This window comes from Paraburkholderia sp. (assembly GCF_028283785.1).
GTDB lineage: Bacteria > Pseudomonadota > Gammaproteobacteria > Burkholderiales > Burkholderiaceae > Paraburkholderia.
Genome location: NZ_JAPWKB010000020.1, coordinates 281,061 through 302,679 on the forward strand (window position 1 = coordinate 281,061; position 21,619 = coordinate 302,679).

Annotated in this window: 18 protein-coding genes and 1 pseudogene; 12 read left to right on the plus strand and 7 right to left on the minus strand. The window is 66.3% G+C overall.

Annotation, left to right across the window (positions count from 1 at the left end; all coding sequences use genetic code 11):
* Positions 1-102 precede the first annotated feature (102 nt).
* From PW947_RS30330 to PW947_RS30370, 9 genes are all read left to right on the plus strand, one after another.
* Positions 103-1,764: a LuxR C-terminal-related transcriptional regulator gene (locus PW947_RS30330; RefSeq protein ID WP_299636460.1), complete on the plus strand. Its 1,662-nt coding sequence runs from the start codon at positions 103-105 to the stop codon at positions 1,762-1,764.
* Positions 1,765-1,869: 105 nt separating this feature from the next.
* Positions 1,870-2,799: a 3-keto-5-aminohexanoate cleavage protein gene (locus tag PW947_RS30335; RefSeq protein WP_299636462.1), complete on the plus strand. Its 930-nt coding sequence runs from the start codon at positions 1,870-1,872 to the stop codon at positions 2,797-2,799.
* Positions 2,799-3,893 carry a CaiB/BaiF CoA-transferase family protein gene (locus PW947_RS30340; protein WP_299636463.1) on the plus strand — a complete coding sequence of 365 codons (1,095 nt, stop codon included), beginning with the start codon at positions 2,799-2,801 and terminating at the stop codon, positions 3,891-3,893. The genes PW947_RS30335 and PW947_RS30340 overlap by 1 nt, the downstream gene beginning before the upstream one ends.
* Before the next feature lie 180 nt (positions 3,894-4,073).
* Positions 4,074-6,449, plus strand: coding sequence for a TonB-dependent receptor (locus tag PW947_RS30345; RefSeq protein ID WP_299636465.1), 2,376 nt, complete (start codon positions 4,074-4,076; stop codon positions 6,447-6,449).
* Positions 6,450-6,527: 78 nt separating this feature from the next.
* Entirely contained in the window at positions 6,528-8,864 is a 2,337-nt protein-coding gene (cofH, locus tag PW947_RS30350) for a 5-amino-6-(D-ribitylamino)uracil--L-tyrosine 4-hydroxyphenyl transferase CofH (protein WP_299636467.1), read from the plus strand.
* Between the two features lie 21 nt (positions 8,865-8,885).
* Complete coding sequence (gene npdG, locus PW947_RS30355; protein WP_299636469.1) at positions 8,886-9,542, plus strand: NADPH-dependent F420 reductase; 657 nt, start codon at positions 8,886-8,888, stop codon at positions 9,540-9,542.
* Positions 9,543-9,566: 24 nt separating this feature from the next.
* The gene (cofC, locus tag PW947_RS30360; protein WP_299636471.1) at positions 9,567-10,142 is read left to right on the plus strand and encodes a 2-phospho-L-lactate guanylyltransferase; all 576 of its coding nucleotides are present in this window, start codon (positions 9,567-9,569) and stop codon (positions 10,140-10,142) included.
* A gap of 89 nt (positions 10,143-10,231) precedes the next feature.
* A complete protein-coding gene (locus PW947_RS30365) occupies positions 10,232-11,152 on the plus strand; it encodes a TIGR03619 family F420-dependent LLM class oxidoreductase (protein WP_299636472.1) in 921 nt (306 codons plus the stop codon).
* A gap of 72 nt (positions 11,153-11,224) precedes the next feature.
* Positions 11,225-12,880, plus strand: a complete 1,656-nt coding sequence (locus PW947_RS30370) for an FAD-dependent oxidoreductase (protein ID WP_299636474.1) — start codon at positions 11,225-11,227, stop codon at positions 12,878-12,880.
* Between the two features lie 32 nt (positions 12,881-12,912).
* Here the strand turns inward: PW947_RS30370 and PW947_RS30375 are convergent, their stop codons facing one another.
* The 4 genes and pseudogenes from PW947_RS30375 to PW947_RS30390 form a co-directional block, all read right to left on the minus strand.
* Complete coding sequence (locus tag PW947_RS30375) at positions 12,913-13,395, minus strand: nuclear transport factor 2 family protein (RefSeq protein ID WP_299636476.1); 483 nt, start codon at positions 13,393-13,395, stop codon at positions 12,913-12,915.
* A gap of 28 nt (positions 13,396-13,423) precedes the next feature.
* On the minus strand, positions 13,424-14,500 hold the full coding sequence (locus tag PW947_RS30380; RefSeq protein WP_069709847.1) for an LLM class flavin-dependent oxidoreductase: 1,077 nt from the start codon (positions 14,498-14,500) through the stop codon (positions 13,424-13,426).
* Positions 14,501-14,561: 61 nt separating this feature from the next.
* Positions 14,562-15,633: pseudogene (locus PW947_RS31305) on the minus strand (aromatic ring-hydroxylating dioxygenase subunit alpha).
* 14 nt (positions 15,634-15,647) lie between these two features.
* Positions 15,648-16,598, minus strand: a complete 951-nt coding sequence (locus PW947_RS30390; RefSeq protein WP_299636482.1) for a Rieske (2Fe-2S) protein — start codon at positions 16,596-16,598, stop codon at positions 15,648-15,650.
* A 78-nt stretch (positions 16,599-16,676) separates the two neighbouring features.
* Here PW947_RS30390 and PW947_RS30395 point away from each other — a divergent pair, with 78 nt between their 5' ends.
* Positions 16,677-17,333, plus strand: coding sequence for a TetR/AcrR family transcriptional regulator (locus PW947_RS30395; protein ID WP_069709849.1), 657 nt, complete (start codon positions 16,677-16,679; stop codon positions 17,331-17,333).
* A gap of 65 nt (positions 17,334-17,398) precedes the next feature.
* Here the strand turns inward: PW947_RS30395 and PW947_RS30400 are convergent, their stop codons facing one another.
* The 3 genes from PW947_RS30400 to PW947_RS30410 are packed head-to-tail and all read right to left on the minus strand — an operon-like array spanning position 17,399 to position 19,651.
* Positions 17,399-17,902, minus strand: coding sequence for an ester cyclase (locus PW947_RS30400; RefSeq protein WP_299636485.1), 504 nt, complete (start codon positions 17,900-17,902; stop codon positions 17,399-17,401).
* Between the two features lie 48 nt (positions 17,903-17,950).
* Complete coding sequence (locus tag PW947_RS30405; RefSeq protein ID WP_299636487.1) at positions 17,951-18,301, minus strand: 2Fe-2S iron-sulfur cluster-binding protein; 351 nt, start codon at positions 18,299-18,301, stop codon at positions 17,951-17,953.
* 60 nt (positions 18,302-18,361) lie between these two features.
* The gene (locus tag PW947_RS30410) at positions 18,362-19,651 is read right to left on the minus strand and encodes a sulfotransferase (protein WP_299636489.1); all 1,290 of its coding nucleotides are present in this window, start codon (positions 19,649-19,651) and stop codon (positions 18,362-18,364) included.
* Positions 19,652-19,798: 147 nt separating this feature from the next.
* Between PW947_RS30410 and PW947_RS30415 the strand changes: the two genes are divergently transcribed.
* Both PW947_RS30415 and PW947_RS30420 read left to right on the plus strand, forming a co-directional pair.
* Entirely contained in the window at positions 19,799-20,677 is an 879-nt protein-coding gene (locus tag PW947_RS30415) for an AraC family transcriptional regulator (protein WP_069709853.1), read from the plus strand.
* A 140-nt stretch (positions 20,678-20,817) separates the two neighbouring features.
* Positions 20,818-21,603, plus strand: a complete 786-nt coding sequence (locus tag PW947_RS30420; protein WP_271183574.1) for an SDR family oxidoreductase — start codon at positions 20,818-20,820, stop codon at positions 21,601-21,603.
* The last annotated feature ends 16 nt before the right edge of the window (positions 21,604-21,619 follow it).

Sequence of the window (21,619 nt, forward strand, 5' to 3'; positions counted from 1 at the left end):
GCACGATCAAGCTTGCCAGCACCAGCGATTCCGGCAACGGCGCGGCGCCGCTCGAACCGGTGCGCACGACCTTGCCGCCGGTGTCGGCGGTGTCGTCGGCGGATGCCGTGCAACTGGCTCGGTGCCACCACCGATGGTGCGAGACGTCACGTCGCCGTCGGCGGCACCGACCGCGACTGCATCGACTTCGACGTCGATTCCTCCGGCCACGTCTTCGTCGCCGTCGACGCCGTCGGCACGGGCGTCGGCGCGTGCGGTCGCGCAGTCGGCCGAGATTGCGTCGGCGGCGAAGGTCGCGGCGGAAACGGTGTTTCCGGCGCTCGCGTCGGCGGGTCGCGCAACGCCGAGCAGAAAGCGCGTGACGATCAGCACGCGGCGGGCAGCATTTCCGACCACGATGCCGACCGGCTCCAGCTCATCATCCGCCACCGCCTGGTCATGCTCCACGCCGCCCGCGACGACATGGTCAGTGTCGAGGCCGAGGCCGAAGTGCTGCTGCGCGAACTGGACGAAGGCCATGCCTATCTGAACTGCACGCTTCTGGCGCAGCTGATGTCGGCCCGCCGCGAACTCTATCATTTCAGCGACATGCTCAAGCTGGAGGCCGAAACGCGGGTCGCCCTGGCGCGCCCGGGTTCGGGTTTCGCCTCGATCGCGCTCAAGGCGTCCGTCGCGCCGACGCTGATGGCGCAGGGCAAGACGCAGTTTGCCCGGCGTTTCCTCGAAGAAGCCCTGAACCTGGCCCACCAGATCCACGGCGAAGGATCGGGGCTGGCGGCGCTGCCGGCGCTGCCGCTGGCCGAACTGCTCTACGACGCCAACGACGTCGACGGCGCCGCAGCGCTGGTGGACACTTATCTGCCGGTGGTGCGCGAATGGGCGTTCGCGGACCAGATGGCCTCGGGCTATCTGGTGAACGCGCGTCTTCGTGCCGCGCGCGGGGACCTTCCCGGCGCGCTGTCCACCCTCAACGATGCGCACCTCGTGGCGATCGAGTGCGGGCTGGAGCGCCTGCGCGCCATCGTGGTGGCCGAGGAAGTGCGGCTGCTGGTCAAGGCGGGGCAAGTCGAGGAGGCGGAGCGCCACTTCCTCGCCGGCGACCCCCAGATCGATGGCGAGCCGATCCCGACACTGCGCCCCACCCGCCGCAACGAGAGCATCGCCATCGCCTGGCTGCGCATCGAAATGCAGCGCCACCGGCTGGGACGCGCGCGCAAGGTCGCCTATCGCTGGCTCGAATTCGTCAAGCGCAGCGGCGCGACGCGGTCGGCCGTCACTTTCGAACTCCTGCTTGCCGAGATCGCGGTGCTGCAGGGCAACCGTTCGGAAGCGCGCCGGGCGGTCCGCGCTGCCGTGGAAATGGCGGAGCCGGCGGGATGGGTACGCATGTTCCTCGATGAAGGCGAAGTGATCGCATCGCTGCTGGTCGAAGCCTATTCGACCGGACCGGACCTCGACACCCCGGCGGACCGTTTCGCGGTGAGCCTGGTCTCGCTGATGCGGGCAGGGCCGAAAGTGCGCACCGACGAAGAGGACGAGGAAGACGAGGAGGACGACTTCGGCCTCACCGGACGCCTTGCCAACCGCGAGGTCGATATCCTCACCATGGTGGGCGGCGGCCTGCGCAACCGCGAGATCGGCGACCGGCTGGGCCTGACCGAGGGCACGGTCAAGTGGTACATGCAGCAGATCTACGACAAGCTCGGGGTGCGCCGCCGGCCCCAGGCGGTCCTTCGCGCCCGCCAGCTCGGCATCCTGCCGTAATGGCCTCGGGCGCGATCGGCCGCGGTCGCGCCCGTCATCCTATCGAAGGATAGATTGCCGCGAACGGGGGGCCTGCCAAGGCCACCCGGCGCGAAAGGAATTGTCATGGCCAAACGTAAAGTCATCATCAGTTGCGCCGTCACCGGCGCCATTCACACCCCGTCGATGTCGCCCCACTTGCCCGTCACCGCCGAGGAGATCGCGGAATCGGCGATCGGCGCCGCGGAAGCTGGCGCGGCGATCATCCACCTCCACGCGCGCAATCCCGTCGATGGCCGCCCCGATCAGAACCCCGACTTGTTCGCGCCTTTCCTGAAGGTCATCCGCCAGCGCAGCGACGCGGTCATCAACCTGACCACCGGCGGCCACCCGTCGATGACGGTGGAGGAGCGCATCCGCCCCGCGAAGACATTCGCGCCCGAAGTCGCCAGCCTCAACATGGGCACCATGGGCTTCGGCCTGTTCCCGATGCTCGACCGCTACAAGGACTTCAAGCACGCGTGGGAGCCCGCCGCGCTCGAGGCATCGCGCGATCTCGTGTTCAAGAACACCTATGCCGACATCGAGCACCTGCTGACCACGCTGTCGCCCCTGGGCACCCGTTTCGAATTCGAGTGCTACGACACCAGCCACCTCTACAATCTCAAGTATTTCCTCGATCGCGGGCTGGTGAAGGCGCCGCTGTTCATCCAGACCTGCTTCGGCATCCTGGGCGGCATCGGCGGCCATCCCGACGATGTCATGCACATGAAGCGCACTGCCGATCGCCTGTTCGGCGACCAGTACGAGTGGTCGGTGCTGGGCGCGGGCGCGCGCCAGATGGGGATCGTCGCGATGGCCGCCTCGATGGGCGGGAACGTCCGCGTGGGTCTGGAGGATTCGCTGTGGGGCGGCCGGGGGCGGCTGGCCGAGACGAACGCCGAGCAGGTCCGCACCGCGCGACAGATCATCGAAGGGATGGGCCTGGAAGTTGCCACGCCCGCCGAGGCGCGCGAGATGCTCGATCTCAAGGGCGCGGACCGGACCAACATCTGATGGAGGAAGCGAGGGGGCCGCTCGCCGGCATCCGCATCGTGGAGATCGACGCGATCGGTCCGGTTCCGCTCGCCGCGATGCTGCTGGCGGACCTCGGCGCCGACGTCGTGCGGGTCGCCCGCCCGGCCAGCGCGGGGGCGGGCGCGTGGGAGGACGTCGGCGGCGACATTCTCCACCGCAGCCGCGCGGTGACGCATCTCGACCTCAAGCAGGACGCCGACCGGGCCCGGCTGCTCGACCTGATCGCCCACGCCGACGGGCTGATCGAAGGGTACCGGCCGGGCGTGATGGAGCGCCTCGGGGTGGGGCCCGATGTCTGCCTCGAACGCAACCCCCGCCTCGTCTTCGGGCGCATGACCGGGTGGGGCCAGTCCGGGCCGCTGGCGCTGCGCGCCGGGCACGACATCAATTACCTGGCGATCACCGGCGCGCTCCATGCGATGGGCGAAAAGGGCGCGCCGCCGCCGGTCCCGCTCAACCTCGTGGGCGATTACGGCGGCGGTACGATGTTCCTCGTCATGGGCATGCTCAGCGCCTTGCTGGCAGCGCAGCGCAGCGGACGGGGGCAGGTGGTCGACGCGTGCATCGGCGATGGCGTGGCCTCTCTCATGAGCCTTTTCTATGCTTGGCAACCCAAGGGCCTGTGGCAGGATGCGCCTGCGTCCAACCTGCTCGACGGGGCGGCCCCATTCTATCGCAGCTATGCCTGCGCGGACGGGCGCCATGTCGCCGTCGGCTGCCTGGAGCCCAAGTTCTTCGCGCAGATGCTCGCGGGGTTGGGCTTGTCGGACCGCGGTTACGACCAGAACGACCGTGCGGCATGGCCCGCCATGGAGGCGGACTTCGCGGCAGTGTTCGCCACCCGCACGCGCGACGAATGGGCGGCCGTGTTCGAGCCGACCGACGCCTGCGTGACGCCGATCCTGTCGATGGCGGAAGCGCCGCACCACCCCCACAACCGAGCGCGCGGCACGTTCGTCGAGCGGGGCGGGTTTGCGCAGCCGGCACCCGCGCCGCACCTGTCGGGCACGCCGGGGCAGATCCGCGAACCAAGCGTGGTCGACATCGCGCAGGCGATACGGGACTGGTCCTGATCGCACGGTCGCGTCGGGGCGTCTGCCCTGGAAGGCAATCACGCAAGAAACAGGACCAGGGCGTACGCGGCCTATCGCGAGATAGGTGGAGGAAACCCGGGAAGGCGCGCAACTAGAGCAACCACCAGCCTCGACCCAAGATCGTGGCGGCAACGATAACAGTATTTGGACGGGATAAAAATGCATACGAAAATCTTGAAAGGCGCGCTTTTCTCGACCGCGGCCCTGTTCGCCATCCCGGCCGCCGCGCAGGACAGCGCCGCGGCTGCACCGCAGGCCGAAGCGGCCAGTCCGTCCGACATCGTGGTGACGGCCCGCAGGCGCGCCGAGCGGCTGCAGGACGTTTCGGTCTCGATCACCGCGTTTTCGGCCGATGCGCTCGAACGCAGCACGGTCCAGACCGTCAGCGACGTCAAGACCATCGCGCCCGGTTTCACGTTCTCCTCCGAGGGCGGCAAGGACAACGTGGCGCTTACACTGCGCGGCATTGGGCAGTTGCCGCTCGGCGAAGTCACGCCTGGCGTGGTCATCTACCTGAACGATATTCCGCTTCCGTCCGTAGGGTCGAACGTGCCGACCTACGACATCGGCAGCATCCAGGTGCTCAAGGGCCCGCAAGGCACGCTGTTCGGGCGCAATACCCTGGGCGGCGCGGTTGTGATCGGCAGTGAAAAGCCGTCCTACGAATTCGAAGGCTACGTCGAAGGCACGTATGGCCGCTTCGATTACCGCGAGATCCAGGGCGCGGTGAACATTCCCATCGTCGAGGACAAGGTGGCGTTTCGTGCGGCGGGCCAGATCCGCCGCCAGGATCCGCGCACGATCGCCTTCGACGGCGGCCCCGGGTTCGACAATATCCATCAGGATGGCTTCCGCCTGTCGTTGCTGCTCGAACCTGTCGACGGATTGAAGAGCACGACCATCTACGAATACTTCAAGGGCGACGAACTGGCGGGCGGGCTGTATCTGCTGCGCGAGAACTATCCGTTCGCAGCGCTCGGCCTGGGCGCGGTCCAGCCGCAGGTCGATGCCGCGCTTGCCACGCAGCGAGCGAACAGGCGCGGTTCGTTCGATGGCGGGATCGACGGCGGCGCGTCTTATCGCAAGACCACCTCGATCACGAACGACACCTCGTTCACCTTCGGGGCGCTGACGCTGCGCAACATCTTCGGCTATCGCAAGAACTACAGCTACCAGCTCATCAACACCGGCGGCCTGCCGATCCTGGATATCCCCACGGGGCTCGCCAGCCCGGCGTCGGTGCCGTTCACGCTGTTCACGGCCTCGTCGGTGCTCGACCGCCAGTATATGACCAACGAAACCCAGTTGCTCGGCGATTTCAACGGGTTCAACTTCATCGCAGGCGTATTCTACAACAACGACAAGCCCGCGGGTGCCAGCGGCTCGCAGTTCACCGCCTTCTCGGTCGGCTCGGTTCCGGCGCCGGCGGTTACGGCCCATGTGCGCAACAAGAACTGGGCGGTCTACGGCCAGATCGGCTACGAGATCACCGACAAGCTCAAGCTCAACCTGGGCGCACGCTATAGCTGGGACAAGGTTTCCGCCTGTGGCGGCGCGATCGGCACCACCTACGCCACCGAAGCGACCTGCCTCGCCGTCGCGGGGACCGGCGCGATCGACGGCGTCGGTACGGTATCCAACAAGGGCCAGGAGCCGAGCTGGACCATCGGCCTCGATTACAAGCCGAATCCGGACTGGCTCCTTTATATCGTGTCCCGGCGCGGCTATCGCGGTGCCAACGTCAATACGCCGCTTTTCGAAACCCCCTTCACCACCGGCGGCGTCGATCCGGCCTGCGTATCGACCGGCGGCGTCTGCGCCGACTTGCGGCCGTTCCAGAAGACCGGCGAAGAGACGATCACCGACGTGGAAGTCGGCTCGAAATATAACTACCACGTCGGTTCGGCGCGAGGCCTGCTGAATATCGCCGCCTATTACAGCAAGTACAAGAACGCCCTGCAGTTCCTGAATACCCAGACGACCGTGCCGAATGGCACTCCCGACTCGCCCAGCAACGGATCGCTGGCGGTGAACGCGGCCGATCTGCGCATCTGGGGCGTCGAACTCGAAGCGTCGATCAGCCCTGTACCGAGCATGACGATCGGCTTCAATGCCGCCTATACCAACGTGCAGGTCGAGCGCGTTACCATCCCGGGCACCTTGCCGTCGACGATCGTGCTGGGTCCTGATCAGGTCAACAAGTATTCCCCCACCTTCTCCGGCACGGCCAGCCTTAGCTGGATCATGCCGATCCGTCCGGCGGACGGGGAACTGACGTTCAACGCAGATCTGTTCATGACCGACGACTTCGGCGGCCAGAACGGAGAGAAGCTGCCGGGCTACGAACTCGCCAATGCCCGTCTCGATCTGCGCGGTATCGCCGGGACCGGATTGGACCTTGGCGTCTTCGTGAAGAACGTGTTCAACGTGAACTACTACTCCGCGTCGAGCGTGCTGCTGCCCTCTTTCCCGACCAGCTCGGTCTATGCGGGCGAGCCGAGGACGTGGGGGGTATCGGCGAAATACTCGTTCTGATCGGTGTACCGGGCTGGGGTCGCCACCCCAGCCGGCACTGGTCTGGTCAAGGCGTGGAGCCAAGGCGTGGAGTGTGATGTGACGTTGGACAGGCTCTATCAAAGCGACGAGAATGCGCAGGGTATCGCCAGCCGGCTCCTGAGCGTTGGGCCCGACGCCATGATGGCGGCGGCGGAGGCCGCCACGCTGGCCGGGCACGGGCAGCGCGTCACGTATTCGCGCAAGGTGTTCATCCCGCTCACCAGGCTGTGCCGCGACGTCTGCCATTACTGCACCTTCGCGACCACGCCCGCGCGGTCGGGGACGGCCTATCTGGATCCGGAGGAAGTCCTGGCGATCGCGCGCGCGGGCGTTGCGGCCGGGTGCCGCGAAGCGCTGTTCACCTTGGGCGATCTGCCGGAGGCCCGCTATGCCGCCGCGCGCGAGGCGCTGGCCAACCTGGGCTATGAATCGACGCTGGCTTATCTTGGGGCGATGGCGCAGCTCGTCCTGCGCGAAACGGGGCTGCTGCCGCATCTCAATCCCGGTCTCATGGATACGCACGACTACGCCATGCTACGCCCGCATGCCGCCTCCATGGGGATCATGCTGGAAAGCGTATCCGAGCGTCTGTGCGCGCGCGGCGGGCCGCATTTCGGCTCCCCGGACAAGGCACCGGCACGCCGCCTCGCCGCGATCGAGGACGCGGGAAGGGCGAAAGTACCGTTCACGACCGGCCTGCTGATCGGGATCGGGGAGACCCGCGCCGAACAGGTCGAGGCGCTGGTGGCGATCCGTGATCTGCATCGCCGTCATGGGCATATCCAGGAAGTCATCGTCCAGAACTTCCGCGCCAAGCCGGGCACGCTTATGGCGGGCCACGCCGAACCATCGCTCGAGGATCATGTGTGGGCCATCGCCGCCGCGCGGCTGATCCTGGGGCCGGAGATGACCATCCAGGCGCCGCCGAACCTGCACGAACGGGTCGATCTGGCGCCGCTTATCCGCGCGGGGGTCAACGATTGGGGCGGTGTTTCTCCGGTCACGCCGGACCATGTGAACCCCGAAGCGCCCTGGCCGCACCTCGAAGTGCTGGAGACCGCGACCCGCGATGCCGGTCGCACGCTTGCGCAGCGGCTGGCGATCGGCCCGCGCCATGCGCTGGGCGCGAAGGAATGGGCGGATCCTGCGATGGCCGCGCGCGTCCTGCGCGCGATCGACGCGCGCGGCTTGCCCAAGCGCGACGACTGGGCGGCCGGACGCGGTGACGCGGTGCCCGAGGTCGCCTGCATCGGGGCGCGGACAGTTTCCCCGCAAATCGCGTCGATTCTGGACCGGGCCGAGGCGGGGCAGCCGCCGAGCGAGCGCGACATCGAGGTGCTGTTCGATGCCGAGGACGACGATTTTGCCGCCGTCGTCGCGCTCGCCGACCGGCTGCGGCGGCACAGTTCGGGCGAAACGCTGACGTATGCGGTCAACCGCAACATCAACTACACCAACATCTGCCTCTACAAATGCGGGTTCTGCGCCTTCTCCAAGGGCAGCACCAAGGCGATGCGCGGCCCCGCCTACCGGCTGGACATGGCCGAAGTCGGCCGCCGCGCCGCCGAGGCGTGGGAGCGCGGCGCCACCGAAGTGTGCCTGCAGGGCGGTATCCATCCGGACTATGATGGCAATACCTACCTCGAGGTTTTGCGCACGGTGAAAGCGGCGGCGCCGGATATCCATATCCATGCGTTTTCGCCGCTCGAAGTCACGCACGGCGCGCAGACGCTGGGCCTGCCGCTGGAAGACTACCTCGCGCGTCTGAAGGCCGCCGGGCTGGGGTCGCTTCCGGGCACCGCCGCCGAGATCCTCGATCCGGAAATCCGCGCCGTCATCTGTCCCGACAAGGTCAGCGCCGACGAATGGATCGAGGTCATGCGCGTGGCGCACGGCGTCGGGCTGCGCAGCACGGCGACGATCATGTTCGGCCACGTCGAACAGTATCGCCACTGGGCGCGCCACCTGCTGCGCATCCGCGCCTTGCAGGAGGAGACCGGCGGCTTCACCGAATTCGTGCCGCTGCCGTTCGTCCACATGGAATCGCCGATCTGGCGCAAGGGCCTTGCCCGGTCCGGGCCGAGCTATCGTGAGGCGGTGCTGATGCATGCCGTCGCGCGCATCGTGCTGCACCCGGTCGTCACCAATATCCAGGTGTCGTGGGTCAAGATGGGGCCGGAAGGTGCCGCCGCGGCGCTGCAGGCGGGGGCGAACGACATGGGCGGGACGCTGATGGACGAATCCATCACGCGCGCGGCGGGCGGCGTCAACGGACAGGAATTCGGTCCTGCGGAGATGCGTGCGCTGGCGGCCTCCGTCGATCGGCCGGTGCGCCAACGCACCACGCTTTATCGCGATGTCGCTGCGCGCGTTCCGGCGCACGGCGTCGGTTGAAAAACGAAGGAAGACCTCAGCATGACCCTAGCAACCATAGCCGTCGTGGGCGGCACCGGAAATCTGGGCGCGGCGATCGCCTGGCGGCTCGCGCGGGCGGGTTATCCGGTCGTGATCGGGTCGCGCAGCACGGAAAGCGCCGAGACGGCGGCGGCAGACCTCGGTCATGGCCTGCGCGGTGCGACCAATGCCGAGGCGGCGGCCCAGGGCGATATCGTCATCGTCACCGTCCCCTTCGCCGCGCAGGAGGCGACGCTTGCCGACATCGCTCCGCACGTGAGCGGCAAACTCGTCGTCGATACCACCGTTCCGCTGGTCCCGCCGCGCGTCATGCGAGTGCAACTGCCGTCGGAAGGATCGGCCGCGCTCAAGGCGCAGGCCGCGCTGGGCGAGGGGGTGACGCTGGTTTCGGCGTTCCACAACGTGGCGGCGCACAAGCTGGCGCAGGACATCGATACCGGTTGCGACGTGTTGGTCTTCGGGGACGACAAGGTCGCGCGCGGGCGCGTCGTGGCGCTGGCCGACGCGATGGGCCTGCGCGGCCTGCATGGCGGCGCGCTCGCCAACTCCGCCGCCGCCGAGGCGCTGACTTCGGTGCTGATCTTCCTCAACAAGACGTACAAGGTGGACGGCGCGGGGATTCGGATCACCGGAGAGCTTGTTCCGCTCGAGGCTTAGAGCCGCAGACAAAGGACCGTTCGCTTGCAACGATGGACTGCGCTGGTAGCGATGAAGCAGGGCTCACAGGTCAAGTCACGCCTGTCGAACCTGCTCGACCTCCCGGCGCGGACCAGCTTGGCCCAGGCGATGGCGCGCCGTGTCGTGACAAGCCTGCGGGCGGCCGAGGGCATCGAGGACGTGCGGTTGTTGGCACCCACGCCAGCCCTGACCGGAATGACGACATGGATGCCCGATCGCGGCGCCGGGCTTAACGAGGAACTGACGCGTGCCTGCGCGGCGCTGCCGGATCGGCCGCTGCTGGTGATCCATGCCGACCTGCCGTTCCTGTCGCCCGAGGACGTGGAGGAAATCCTCGCCGAGGCATTCCACGCAGGCGTCGCCATCGCACCCGATCGGCATGGCGAAGGCACCAATGCTCTGGCGCTGGCCAGGGGCGGCGCGCGCCGTTTCGCGTTTGGGCCGGGCAGCCTGGGGCATCATCGCGGCTTCTGGCCGCAGGCGGCGATCGTGCGCCGGCGCGGCCTGGCGTTCGATCTCGATACGCCCGACGACTTCGCCGAAGCCCGACACTGCGCATCGGCGCTCGTTTCAGGCTGAAGCAGCGGCGCCCTTCCGTTTGGAAGGTGCGATCGCCCGGTGCAGGCCGATCATCGCGGCCGACACAAAGGCGAAGAGGGGAAGAGGGTATGAAGCTGAACGTGGGCGTGCCGAACAGCATGCACGTAGCGGCGATGACCCAGCCGTGGGAACATGCGCTGACGGGTGACGACATCGGCCACGCGCTGCAAGTCGCGGACGATCTGGGCTTCAACAAGTGCATGCTGGGCGAGCACTTCATCATACCCCAGGAGCACATCGCGCTGTCCGGCGATCACTACGTGCATGGCACCGTGGCGCTGGCGTTCCTGGCCGGTCGCACCAAGCGGATGCGCGTCAGTTCCTCGGTTTCGATCCTGCCGCTGCAGAGCCCGATCGTGCAGGCCAAGGCCTGGTCCACGCTCGACTGGTTGAGCGGCGGGCGGGCGACCGCGCTGTTCGGCGTGGGCTGGCTCAAGGACGAGTTCGACATGCTCGGCGTCGACTTCCACCAGCGCGGACGCATCGCCGACGAATACGTCGCCGCGATCATCGAGCTGTGGACTTCGGACAATCCCGAGTTCGACGGCGAATTCGTGAAGTTCAAGGATGTCGGCTTCGCGCCCAAGCCGGTGCAGCAGCCGCGCCTGCCGATCTGGTTCGGCGGTGATGCCGAGCCCGTGCTCAAGCGGGTGGCGAAGTTCGGCGATGGCTGGTCGCCGTTCCGCACGCCGCCCGAGAAATTCCCCGAATGCATCGACATCATCCGGGCGCAACCGGAATACGACGGCCGCCCGATCGACTTGTTCTTCGCGCTCGAAATGCTCAACGTCGGCGCGCATCACGAGATCATGGACGATCCGCGCGCGCCGGGCACGCGCGATGCGCAGAAGATCATCGACCAGATCGGCTGGCTCAAGGATCTGGGCGTCAACGAGACGATCGTGCCGCTGCCGCCCGGCATTTCGGGGATCGACGAATACCTGGACCGGCTGCGCTGGGTAGCCGAAGAGATCATGCCCAAGGTCTGAACCTACCGGGCGGAGGGGGCAATGCCCCCGAAACGGGCGAGAGTGAAGCAGGACAGGGAGCGGGAGACCCCGATGCGCGAATTTGACGTGGTAGTAGTGGGATCGGGCGCCGCAGGCATGACAGCGGCCTTGCGCGCGGCTGCTACAGGCGCATCGGTGCTGGTGCTGGAGAAGGCGCCGCAATTCGGGGGCACCACCTCGGTATCCGGCGGGGGCATCTGGATCCCCGATAGCCCCCAGGCGCGCGCGGCGGGGGTGAAGGACAGCCGCGCGGTTGCTCGCCAGTACGTGCTCGACGTGATCGGGCCGACCGCCGAGCCGGACCTGATCGACGCGTACCTCGATGCCGGCCCCGAAATGGTCGAATGGCTGGAGCGGCACAGCGCCGTACACTTCCTGCTCTCCCTCCCCAGCAGCGACTGGTACCCACAAGTCGCCGGAGCCGCCGACCACGGCCGATTGCTGGCGCCGCAGGAGTTCGACGGCAAGAAGCTGGGCGTGCACTTCGCCGACCTGAAGCCCGCACGCGAGGAGTTCAACGCGCCCGGCGGTTTCATGATCGACTTGTTCGACTTGCCTTATCTGGCGCAGATGCCGTCGGCGCGTTCCATCATCCATTTCGGTAAGCTCGCGGCGCGGTTCGGCGCCGACAAGGTGCGCCGCTATCCGCGTGGAACCCGGTTGACGATGGGCAATGCGCTGGCGGCCCGGCTGCTGCGCTCGGCGCTCGACGCGGGGGTCGTGATGGAGAAGGGCGCCGCCGTCGACCAGCTCGTCGTGAAGGACGGCCGGGTGACGGGCGTGCGTGTCGGCGAGGAGCAGATCGGCGCGCGGATGGGGGTGCTGCTGGCCTCGGGCGGCTTCTCGGCGAGCGAGCAGTTGCGCAAGGCCTACATCCCCTTTGCCGAGCAGCACGTCTCGATCCTGCCTTACGAGAACACCGGCGATGGCATGAACATGGGGCTGGACGCCGGCGCGGCGCTGGGCGGTGAAAACATCGTCAACGCGGTCTGGGCGGTGGTTTCCAAGCTGACTCGTCCCGACGGTTACGTGGCACGCTATGCCCACCTCATCGACATGTCGAAGCCGGGCTGCATCGCGGTGAACGCCAGGGGCGAACGCTTCGGCAACGAGGCGTCGGTTCACTTCGTCGAAGCCATGCACGCCGACGGTGCGGTGCCCGCGCACATCATCGGCGATGCGGCTTTCGTCAAGAAATACGGGATGGGCATGGTCTATCCCGGCGGTGGCGGCCTCAAGAAGCTGGTGGCGGCGGGCTACGTGATCGAAGCGCCGACGCTGCGCGCGCTCGCCGCCAAGATCGGCGTCGATGCCGATGGGCTGGAAAAGACCGTCGCCAGGATGAACCGCTTTGCCGAAACCGGCACGGATACGGAGTTCGGCAAAGGCGATACGCAGATCGACATCGAGATCGGCGATCCCAAGCACAAGCCGAATCCCTGCCTCGGCCCGGTGGAGAAGGCACCGTTCTACGCGATCAAGATCTATCCCGGCGATGGCTCGACCACCGTTGGCCTGAAGATCGATGCCCGGTGCCGGGTCATCGGTGCCGACGGACGGGCCGTGCCGGGGCTCTATGCCGCCGGGCTCGACGCCAATTCGATCTGGCGCGGCAAGTCTCCGGCCCATGGTTGCAACGTGGGCCCGGCGATGGTGACGGGCTTCATCGCCGGCAAGGCGATGGTCGAGGAGCTGGTGCCCGCCTGATGCGGTGGGGCGCGGCGTCGCGCCCCTGCGGCTTAGGGCTCGCCTGAAAGCACCGCATAGGATGGGTCGCTGCGGTCGCGCGTGCCGCCGAAGGCACCGACCAGCGGGGCGCCCGCGTCGCGCAACTCGTCCATGTCCTGTATGTAGATGCGGTGGTCGATGGCCCAGTGCCCGTCGCGCAGCGACCAGCGATCGAGATACCGGCCGAAGACGCTGCCGACCATGTTCCGGCCCTCGCGGCTGAACCGCAGGGTGGCGCGGACGTAGGCCTCGCTCGAAGCCCGGTCGCCGCGCACGTCGATGAGCACGTTGGTTATATGATGAGCGTGAGCGGTCATCCGGGCATGCGTGGCGCACACCCAGTCGATGAAGTCCCGGCCACTGCCCCGGAACATGATGCCATAGTCGGCGGTGCCGTCTTCGTGCCAGACGCGGTAACCAAGTTCAGGGTCGATGCGGTCCACCGCGCGCGCATAGTTGCTCAACTGGTCGGCGATGGCCTGGCGCGCGGGCATCGGGTCCTGCGTCCTCGTCACTGCCGCCCTAAGCCGATTGCAGCGCCGCGCCGGCCCGTGCCTTGGCGGTGGCGACCAGCTTGAACAGGCCCGCGTTGTATTGCGTCAACTGGTCCATCGTCAGGTCGCGATAGGGCGTCATCGGGCAGAGCGAGTCGACCACGTCCCAGAACGGCTCGATCTTCTCCAGTACCTCATCGATTGGGCCGCAGGTCACGAAGGCTTCGACCATCTCGTCCGAGACGTTGCCGATGACCTTGGCGATGTCGCCGTGTTCGCCCAGACTGAGCTGGCAGGCGCGCGCCTGGTCGCCGAAGCCGATCGCTTCGAAGAACGGTTCGTACTCCTTGTAGCCCGAATAGGCGGCGACGGTGGCGCGGCTGTCGTCGATGGCCTGCTGCTTGTCGTCGTTGACCGCGATCCACGGCCAGGCGTTGATCTCGATGTCGGCGCGCGTGCGGCCGAAGCGTGCCAGTGTTTCGTTGAGGAAAGGCAACTTGCTTTTGGTGTAGGCGGCGGACCACAGCGCGTGGACCATCAGCCCGTCGCCGATTTCCAGCGCCAGCGCGGTCATCTTGTCCTGCAGCGCGGCGATCCAGATCGGGATCTCCTCGCGCACGGGCGGGGCGGTGAGCATCATTTCCTCGAAATCGGCCGAGAAATACTCGCCCGCGATCGGATCCAGGCCCTTGTGGGCATTGGCGATCACGTAGCGGATGACCTTCACGCTTTCGCGCAAGTGCGTGAGCAGCTTGCGCTCGGGCTCTCCGTACATGCCGGTGACGCAGCTCTTGATGCTCGAACCCAGGCCCAGCACGAAGCGGCCGTCCGAGATGCGATCGACGTCCATCGCGGCGTAAGCGGTTTCGACCGGGCTGCGGGTGCCGGCAATGGCGACCCCGGTGCCGACCTTGAGCGTGCTGGTCAGCGCCGCCGTCGCGGCCATCGGCACGAACGGCGGGCCGTAGATCTGGAGCGAGAAGCAGCCTTCGAAGCCCGCCTGTTCCATCTGCTGGCCGATACCGGCCATCGCCGGGGCGGGCAGGGTAGGCATGACGGCCCACCAGCGGCGTTCACCGCCGACGGCGTTGGTGAAAGTGGGCATGTACCCTCCCGTTATCGGAAAAAAAGGGCGGACTCGCGGCCCGCCCAGTGGAGAGATCAGGTCAGAACTGGAACAGTTCCTTGCGCAGGCCGATGATGTCGCTGCAATCGGCGCTGACGTTGTCCCGATAGGCGAAATCGCCCTTCTCCTGGCGCTCGGCGAGTTCCATCATCGCCATGCGATAGCGCTGTCCGGCTTGGTCGAACTTGCTGTGCAGGTCCTTGCGGTCGGTATGGCGCATGTAGCGCGGGCTTTGCGGCGAGGTCATGTAGCTGTCCTGGCGCGAGACCTTGTAGCCGGCCTTGGGCATGACATGGCGGAACATGAGCCCGGCATTGGAGGTGTTCATCACCATTTCCATGCGCGTGCGGTCGCGCGTTTCGGGCGTGCAGGGGTGGAACAGCGGCACGTCGTCGCCGGGGTTGAAGCTGGCCATAAGCGATCGCGCAGTGCGAACGCAGATAGATGCGGATCACCTGGCGCACGTTCTGGGTCGGCTGGCGGATGCCGCTGAAGAACTTCATCACCGGCGCCACCGACTTGTTCACCAAGGTGCGAACCATGGTGACGGTCTCGCTGTCGTAGAAAGTCTCGACCGTTTCGCTGTCCGAACGTTCATCACCCACGACGTCGGCATGCAGAAAGTCGGCATGCGTCAGATCGATCAGGTTTTCGAGGCTGATGGGCGCGGAGGATTCGAACCGCACGGTGGCGGTCATGTGTTTGGGCAGGCCGCCCTTTGGGGGCAGGAACGGCAGGCTCGGCAGGTGGACCGGGTCGGCGGCCTGGGGGTTCCCGAACCACACCCAGACGACACCGTAGTGCTCCATGGTCGGGTAATGACCCTTTACGTCGGTATAGACGCTCTTGTCACGGGCTATGCGTTCGTTGGGGTGGAACTCGCTGGCGACGACGACGCCGTCCTCGCGCCACAGGAAGATCGGGTGCGAATAGATCGCGCGCCGCACTGGCTTTCCGGTCACGGAATAGTTGTGGGCTACCGGAAACCAGCTATCGCGCATCACGATGTCGTGCGGAACCCAGCGGTTGATTGCGTTCAGCGAAATCGGCGTGGACGCGCGGGTGGTCGGGCTTTCGTCCGTTTGCGAGGGACGGTCGGCTACTTCGAGCATTGGGGTATCCTCCTTCAGGCAGCCACGGTACGATCAACCGGAGGCTGGGAGCTGTCATGAGTGGCGCCGCGCAATTCCGCGCGCAGGTCTTCGCCGTGCAGAGAGACCGTCGGCTTGGTGGTTCGCAGCTTGGTTCCGTCGATCGACGAGAGGACCGAAAGCGGATTGCTGCCGCGCAGCAGCGCGCCCCGGATGCCGGCGTGGCGCTCGCCCAGTTCGGCCCGCCAGCGTACCGCCGTGACCCCGCGTGCCGCCGGTACCGGCGCCAGCACTGCGTGGAGCAGTTCCTTCGCCTGATCGTCGCGCAAGGTGAGTTCGGTTTCGCCGCTGACCGGATCGGTGCTGGTCAGCAAGGTGAGCGGAAACTCGGCGACGAAGTGGGCCGGCCAATGCGGCGTCTTCCACTGGCAGCTGCGTTCCATGACCAGCTTGCCGCCCTGCTCGTGCAGTTCCGACATCAGATAGGGGGTGAAGTGCACCGCGCGGATGGCGATCAGCAGGCTGGGATCGTCATAGAGGGCATCGAGGTATTCCTGATGCCGCAAGCTCACGTTGGCGGTGCCGCTGTACTTGTAGTGCGGCGACGCACTGGCCGGCGCCTCGGCCTTGGGATCGAGGCATACGCGCACGAATCCGGCCTGCTCGCTGACGGCGAAGGCGGTAGCCTTGTAGACCGGCGGAAACTTCTGCTGGTCCTTCATGTTCGGGATTTCCTTCAGGCGTCCCGTTTCGCCGTCGTAGCTCCAGCCGTGATAGCCGCACTGGATCAACCCATTGTCGCGGATGCAGCCCAGCGAAAGCGGGGCGCGGCGATGTGGGCAGCGGTCTTCCAGGGCGCGCGCGATGCCATGATTATCGCGCCACAAAACGATGGGCTGATCGCCGATATCGACGGACAACGGCTTGTCCGAAGTGACTTCCTCCGACCGTGCGACGGCCCACCAAACATCCTTTTGCAGACTCATAGCGGCATCCATTCTCCTTGCGTTTAAATTGACGGATGACAATTTATAAGTCAACGCCCATTCGCTAAGGGACACGCAATGCTCGATCAGCCCCAACGCAGCCGCGGACGCCCCGCCCAGAACGCCGACCATTCGGTGGATGAAGACGTATTGCTTGGGGTGGCCTTCGCGACTTTCGCCGAGCGCGGCTACGAAGGGACGACGCTGCGGGACCTCTCGAAGCGGCTGGGGGTAAGCCACAATCTGCTCAACGTCCGCTTCGGGCGGAAGGAGGACCTGTGGGTGCGCGCGGTCGACTGGCGCATGGCGCAGGCCTCGCCTTTCGTCGAAAGCGTGTTCGAGGAACGCGCCGATGCCGAAAGCCGCCTGCGCCATCTGGTGGAGCGGTTCTGCCTGTGGGCGACGCTCAACGCCGATATCGTGGCCTTGACCAACGTGGAAGGGTGCCGGTCGACCTGGCGGCTCGATCATATCGTCGATCGCTTCGTGCTGCCGTTCCAGCACCGCCTGGACGACCTGCTGGATGCGGTGCGGCGCACGCGCCCGGTGAACCATATCTCGACCCCGGCGCTTATGGCGTTGCTGGTCCAGGGCGTGGGGTACTATTTCAGCGCCGTGCCGATGCAGCAAAGGCTGGGCGCGGGCTCCGAGGTGGACCAGGATCACGCGACGGAACAGGCAGGGCGCATGGCCGCCTTCCTCCTCGCCGGCCTGCTCCCTCCGGTCCAACCGTAAGGACGCACGGCGTGCGCGGGAGATCGAGTTCCCACGCACGCCGCCGGTGATGCCGATCGCTCGGATTACTTATAGGGATCGACCGGCTGCGGCACGTCGACCACGCCGATGTCCTTGAGCATGGTCAGCACATCGGAAATGCTGAAGATGTTGATGATCTTGTCGCCCGCGAACTTGACGATCGAGAACCAGTTGACCTGGAATTCGTTGCCGGTCGGCTGCACGCCCATGTAAGGGCCGCCCACGTGCTTGCAGTAATGGGTGGCGTAGATCCAGATCTCGTCCTCGCCCTTGCCCACCGCGTCGATGGTCTTGTAGGCGGCCGGGAAGAAGGTCTTGTAGAGCGCGACGGGCGAGGTTTTCCATTGCTCGTACGTGCCAAGGTCGGGCCGGTTGGGGTTGCCGTAGCGGAAATCGGGATGGAAGAAGCGGTCCATCCCGTCGAAATCGCCAGCGTTCAGCGTTTCCTGAAGGTCGGTCCAGTGCTTGACCATCGTTTTCTGCCGGTCGGTCAGCAGGGGAGAGCCGGTTACGTCCAACTGCTCGCGAATGGGTTCTTTCCAGGCCACTGTGTTTCTCTCCGTTTCGTTCTGTTCGGGTGCGGATAGGTAGGGACTTCAATCTTCGGGTGCGATGGTGACATGCATTCCGGCAAGCGCGGGCGTCATCATCACCTGGCACGATAAGCGCGAATATTCGCCGCGATGGGAGGACCCGTCCAGCAGGTCGCTTTCGTCTTCGGAGATCGGTGGCAGCGCCTGCGCAAAGGCCGGATCGACGAAGATGTGGCAGGTCGCGCACGAACAGCATCCGCCGCAAAGTGCCAGCAGTTCGTCGAAGCCGGCATCGCGGATCGCCTCCATGACGCTGACATCGCTTGCGGCCTCGATCGTCCTGAGCGTTCCATCGCGCGTGACGACGTTAAGTTCGGGCATTGAATACCTCTTGAGAGACGGGGTGATGCCCACTCATAAGGAGCGTCGCCGGGACGCCGTCCTGCCGGACGGTAGGAACGCAAGGGCCCGATCTTATCGGACCTCGACCTTGACCGGAAAGCGCTCGAAGTAGAAGTCGAACGGCCGCCGCAGGTCTTCTCCGGTGACGTGGAAATCGCGTTCGAGATCGTAGACGATCTTGCCATTCTTCTGCTCGCCATGCTCGGCAAGATAGGCGTGAAGGTCCGCCAGCACGTCGTCGGTCAGCGGGATGTCGGCGATGCGGTAGATTTCCTTGACGATGGGGTCGGGGTTGCGGATCCAGTCGTGGAAATAGACGTCGATGGTCTGCTCCGGCGGCAGCACGTCACGGTCGCGCACGCAGGCGCGCAGCAGGGTCTCGTAGCGGGCGGGCCAGTAGCCGAGCGGTTCGCGGATGTCGACGGACTTGCGCAGCATCCGCGCGGCGTAAGTATACATCGTAAGCTGGGAGCGGATCGAGCCGACCGGATCGCGGTGAGTCAGCACGAAGGTGGCATCCGGAAACGTCCGGTAAAGTGCCGGTAGCTGTTCCATGTGCTGGGGGCACTTGATGACCCAGCGGTTCGGTCCGTTGAGGAACGTCAGAACCTGCAGGCATTTCCTGAGGTAGGCGTAAGTGCCGGACTGGTCGTGGCTGAGGTAATAATCGCGCCAGCGCGGTACGTGGGCCAGCCATTCGATCAGGTAGGACGAGAAGTCCACCGCCTGCAACTCGATGTCCTCGCTGATATGGTCGGGCGAGAATTCGTGCATGATGGCCATGTACGGCAGGATCGATTCCATCGCCCGCCATCCATGTTCGGCCTTGGTCCAGCGGGGGTTAGCGTCCTGCGAGGTCGGTTCCTCATCCGGGGCCGGGACCGGGGCGATCGCCTCCCACCAGGGCAGGGAGCGGAAACGACGGTCCGCCGAGAGCAGCCCGAGCAGATGCGTGGTGCCGGAACGCGGCAGACCGGCGACGATGATCGGCCGCTCGATCGCGATCTCCAGGATTTCGGGGTGCCGCTGCACAATGTCCTCGATACGCAGCCGTGTCGCGGCGAGGCGGATCATCATCTGGAACAGGTTGGCGCGGGCGACGGCAGAAGCATTCGCGTCTTCGTCGACCGCCTGGCACCAGACGGCGAGGCGCTCGCGGAAATCGGCGGGGCCGAAATCGGTCAGGCCGGTCTGGCCTTGCGCGTTGGCAAGGATCACGGCGGGATCGAACACGATCTGGTCGGCGCCGGCCTCTGCGCCCGCCAGGACCTGCTTTTGTATGTCGGTGAGGATCGGTTCGTGCAAGTCGGTGATGTCGATGACGTTGCGGCTTGCCGCCTGTTCCTGCGCGAGGCTGCTCATGTCGCTCTCCCTTGTCCATGGTCGCTGTCCGTCGAGGACGCGCCAGAGCACGATCTAACAAGGCCGACCCTTTCCTTCGCAAGGTGCGCGGCTATCGCCGCCGCGCCAAATTCGGCGCGAGAACGCCATGGTTGAGGAAGCGGGCTGATGGAGAGCACCTCCCACGTCTACGATCTGCCGGCTACGTCGGGCATGGACTGCGCGATCCGGGGGCGGATCACGTTGCCCGGCGTGGTGATGGAACTGCACGACTACCGCTTCGACGGGCCGCAAGGCGGCGTGTTCTCGTCGCCGCGCAGCTTTCTGGACCTGGCGCTGTCGCCCCGGCCGGGCAGGCCGCGCGGCGGCTATGCGGAGATCGATCACGGCGCGACCACGGCGCTGGGGCCGGTCATCTTCATCCCCGCCGGGGCCCGGTTGCACACCTGGTGGGGGGAAGGGCGGCAGACCTCGATCTGCTGCGGTTTCGACGGATCTGGCCTCCCGGCCGAGGAGATCGGCATCTGCGAGGATACGCTGCGCGCCACGCTCGATATTCGCTGCCGCGCGCTGGACCAGGCGCTGCGGCGCATCGCCGAGGAGATCGCCCGGCCCGGATTTTGCAGCGACATGCTGGCGCACGCTGTGTGGATGCAGGCGACCATCGAGCTGCATCGCTATCTGCACCAGGCGACCAGCCGCGAGGCTGGCGATGCCGCCCGCCTTTCGCCTATGCAGATCGCCCGGATAGACGAACGCGTCGAGCAGCCCGGAAAGCTACCCCAGGTCGCCGAACTCGCGGCGGAATGCGGCCTGTCGACACGGCACTTCTTCCGGCTGTTCCGCGCCACCACCGGGCAGACGCTCACCACTTACGTCGCCGAACGCAAGATCGCGATGGCGCGCCGGTTGCTGGCGCCCGGCGGCCCGGCGATCAAGGTGGTGGCGTGGGAGTGCGGCTTCGACAGCGCGGCGGCGTTCTCGGCCGCGTTCCGCAAGGCGAGCGGCCTGACGCCGCGGCAGTTCCGGCAGGCAATGTTGTCGTGACCGGCCAGTGGCCGCGCCAGGGCGGTTTGACGATGATATTGGCACGATGACGAAACACCGCCTGCTTGCGCAGTGACGGGGGCGACTGCAGGTTTCCCCAAAGCGCGGCCATTTCGGGCCGGCGTGAGCGGAGAGAGCGATTGCCGGAAAATCTGTTCGACCTCACCGGCAAGGTGGCGCTCGTCACGGGTGCCAATTCGGGGCTGGGTTTCGGCTTCGCACAAGGGCTGGCGCGCGCGGGCAGCGACGTGGTCCTGTGGGGGCGCCGCGCCGACAAGAATGAGGAGGCCGCCGCAGCGCTGCGCGCCTATGGCGTCAAAGTCTTTGCCGACAGCGTCGACGTGGCCAGCGAGCCAGACATCGTGGCCGGCTTCGCGCGGGCGCTGGAGGCGATGGGCCGGATCGATACGGTAGTGGCCAACGCCGGCATCGCCAGCCAGGTCGCCTTCACCGACATGGACGTCGGCACCTACCGCAAGCTCATCGACGTCAACCTGGACGGCGCCGTGTTTACCTTGCGCGAAGGCGCCAGGCACATGAAACAGCGCAGCGAGGCGGGCGATCCCGGCGGGTCGCTGATTATCTGCGGCAGCGGCTCGATCTTCCAGGGCGTGCCGACCATGGCGCACTACGGCATCGCCAAGGGCGCGCTCAATTCGCTCGCGAAGGCGCTTGCGGCCGAACTCGGGCCGATCGGGGTGCGCTGCAACGTCATCGCGCCGGGCTTCATCGAGACGGAGATGACCTTCGCCGATCCGGCAGTGGGCCGGATGCTGGCCGACATGGTCGCGGCCAAGGCGCCGCTTGGTCGCGCCGGGAAACCCTCGGACCTCGCCGGCGCCGTCGTCTATCTCGCCAGCGACATGTCCTCCTACCACACCGGCGATACGCTGGTCGTGGATGGCGGCAAGATGTTCGCCAACTGACCGTCCGGCAGGGTGC

What these genes read in the sequence shown, in the direction of transcription:
- PW947_RS30335 (WP_299636462.1), top strand. Translation starts at nt 1,870, where the DNA reads ATGGCCAAACGTAAAGTCATCATCAGTTGCGCCGTCACCGGCGCCATT.
- PW947_RS30330 (WP_299636460.1), top strand. Translation starts at nt 103, where the DNA reads ATGCCGTGCAACTGGCTCGGTGCCACCACCGATGGTGCGAGACGTCAC.
- PW947_RS30395 (WP_069709849.1), top strand. Translation starts at nt 16,677, where the DNA reads ATGCTCGATCAGCCCCAACGCAGCCGCGGACGCCCCGCCCAGAACGCC.
- PW947_RS30375 (WP_299636476.1), bottom strand. Translation starts at nt 13,395, where the DNA reads ATGCCCGCGCGCCAGGCCATCGCCGACCAGTTGAGCAACTATGCGCGC.
- PW947_RS30365 (WP_299636472.1), top strand. Translation starts at nt 10,232, where the DNA reads ATGAAGCTGAACGTGGGCGTGCCGAACAGCATGCACGTAGCGGCGATG.
- PW947_RS30390 (WP_299636482.1), bottom strand. Translation starts at nt 16,598, where the DNA reads ATGAGTCTGCAAAAGGATGTTTGGTGGGCCGTCGCACGGTCGGAGGAA.
- PW947_RS30340 (WP_299636463.1), top strand. Translation starts at nt 2,799, where the DNA reads ATGGAGGAAGCGAGGGGGCCGCTCGCCGGCATCCGCATCGTGGAGATC.
- PW947_RS30345 (WP_299636465.1), top strand. Translation starts at nt 4,074, where the DNA reads ATGCATACGAAAATCTTGAAAGGCGCGCTTTTCTCGACCGCGGCCCTG.
- PW947_RS30410 (WP_299636489.1), bottom strand. Translation starts at nt 19,651, where the DNA reads ATGAGCAGCCTCGCGCAGGAACAGGCGGCAAGCCGCAACGTCATCGAC.
- PW947_RS30380 (WP_069709847.1), bottom strand. Translation starts at nt 14,500, where the DNA reads ATGCCCACTTTCACCAACGCCGTCGGCGGTGAACGCCGCTGGTGGGCC.
- npdG (WP_299636469.1), top strand. Translation starts at nt 8,886, where the DNA reads ATGACCCTAGCAACCATAGCCGTCGTGGGCGGCACCGGAAATCTGGGC.
- PW947_RS30415 (WP_069709853.1), top strand. Translation starts at nt 19,799, where the DNA reads ATGGAGAGCACCTCCCACGTCTACGATCTGCCGGCTACGTCGGGCATG.
- PW947_RS30370 (WP_299636474.1), top strand. Translation starts at nt 11,225, where the DNA reads ATGCGCGAATTTGACGTGGTAGTAGTGGGATCGGGCGCCGCAGGCATG.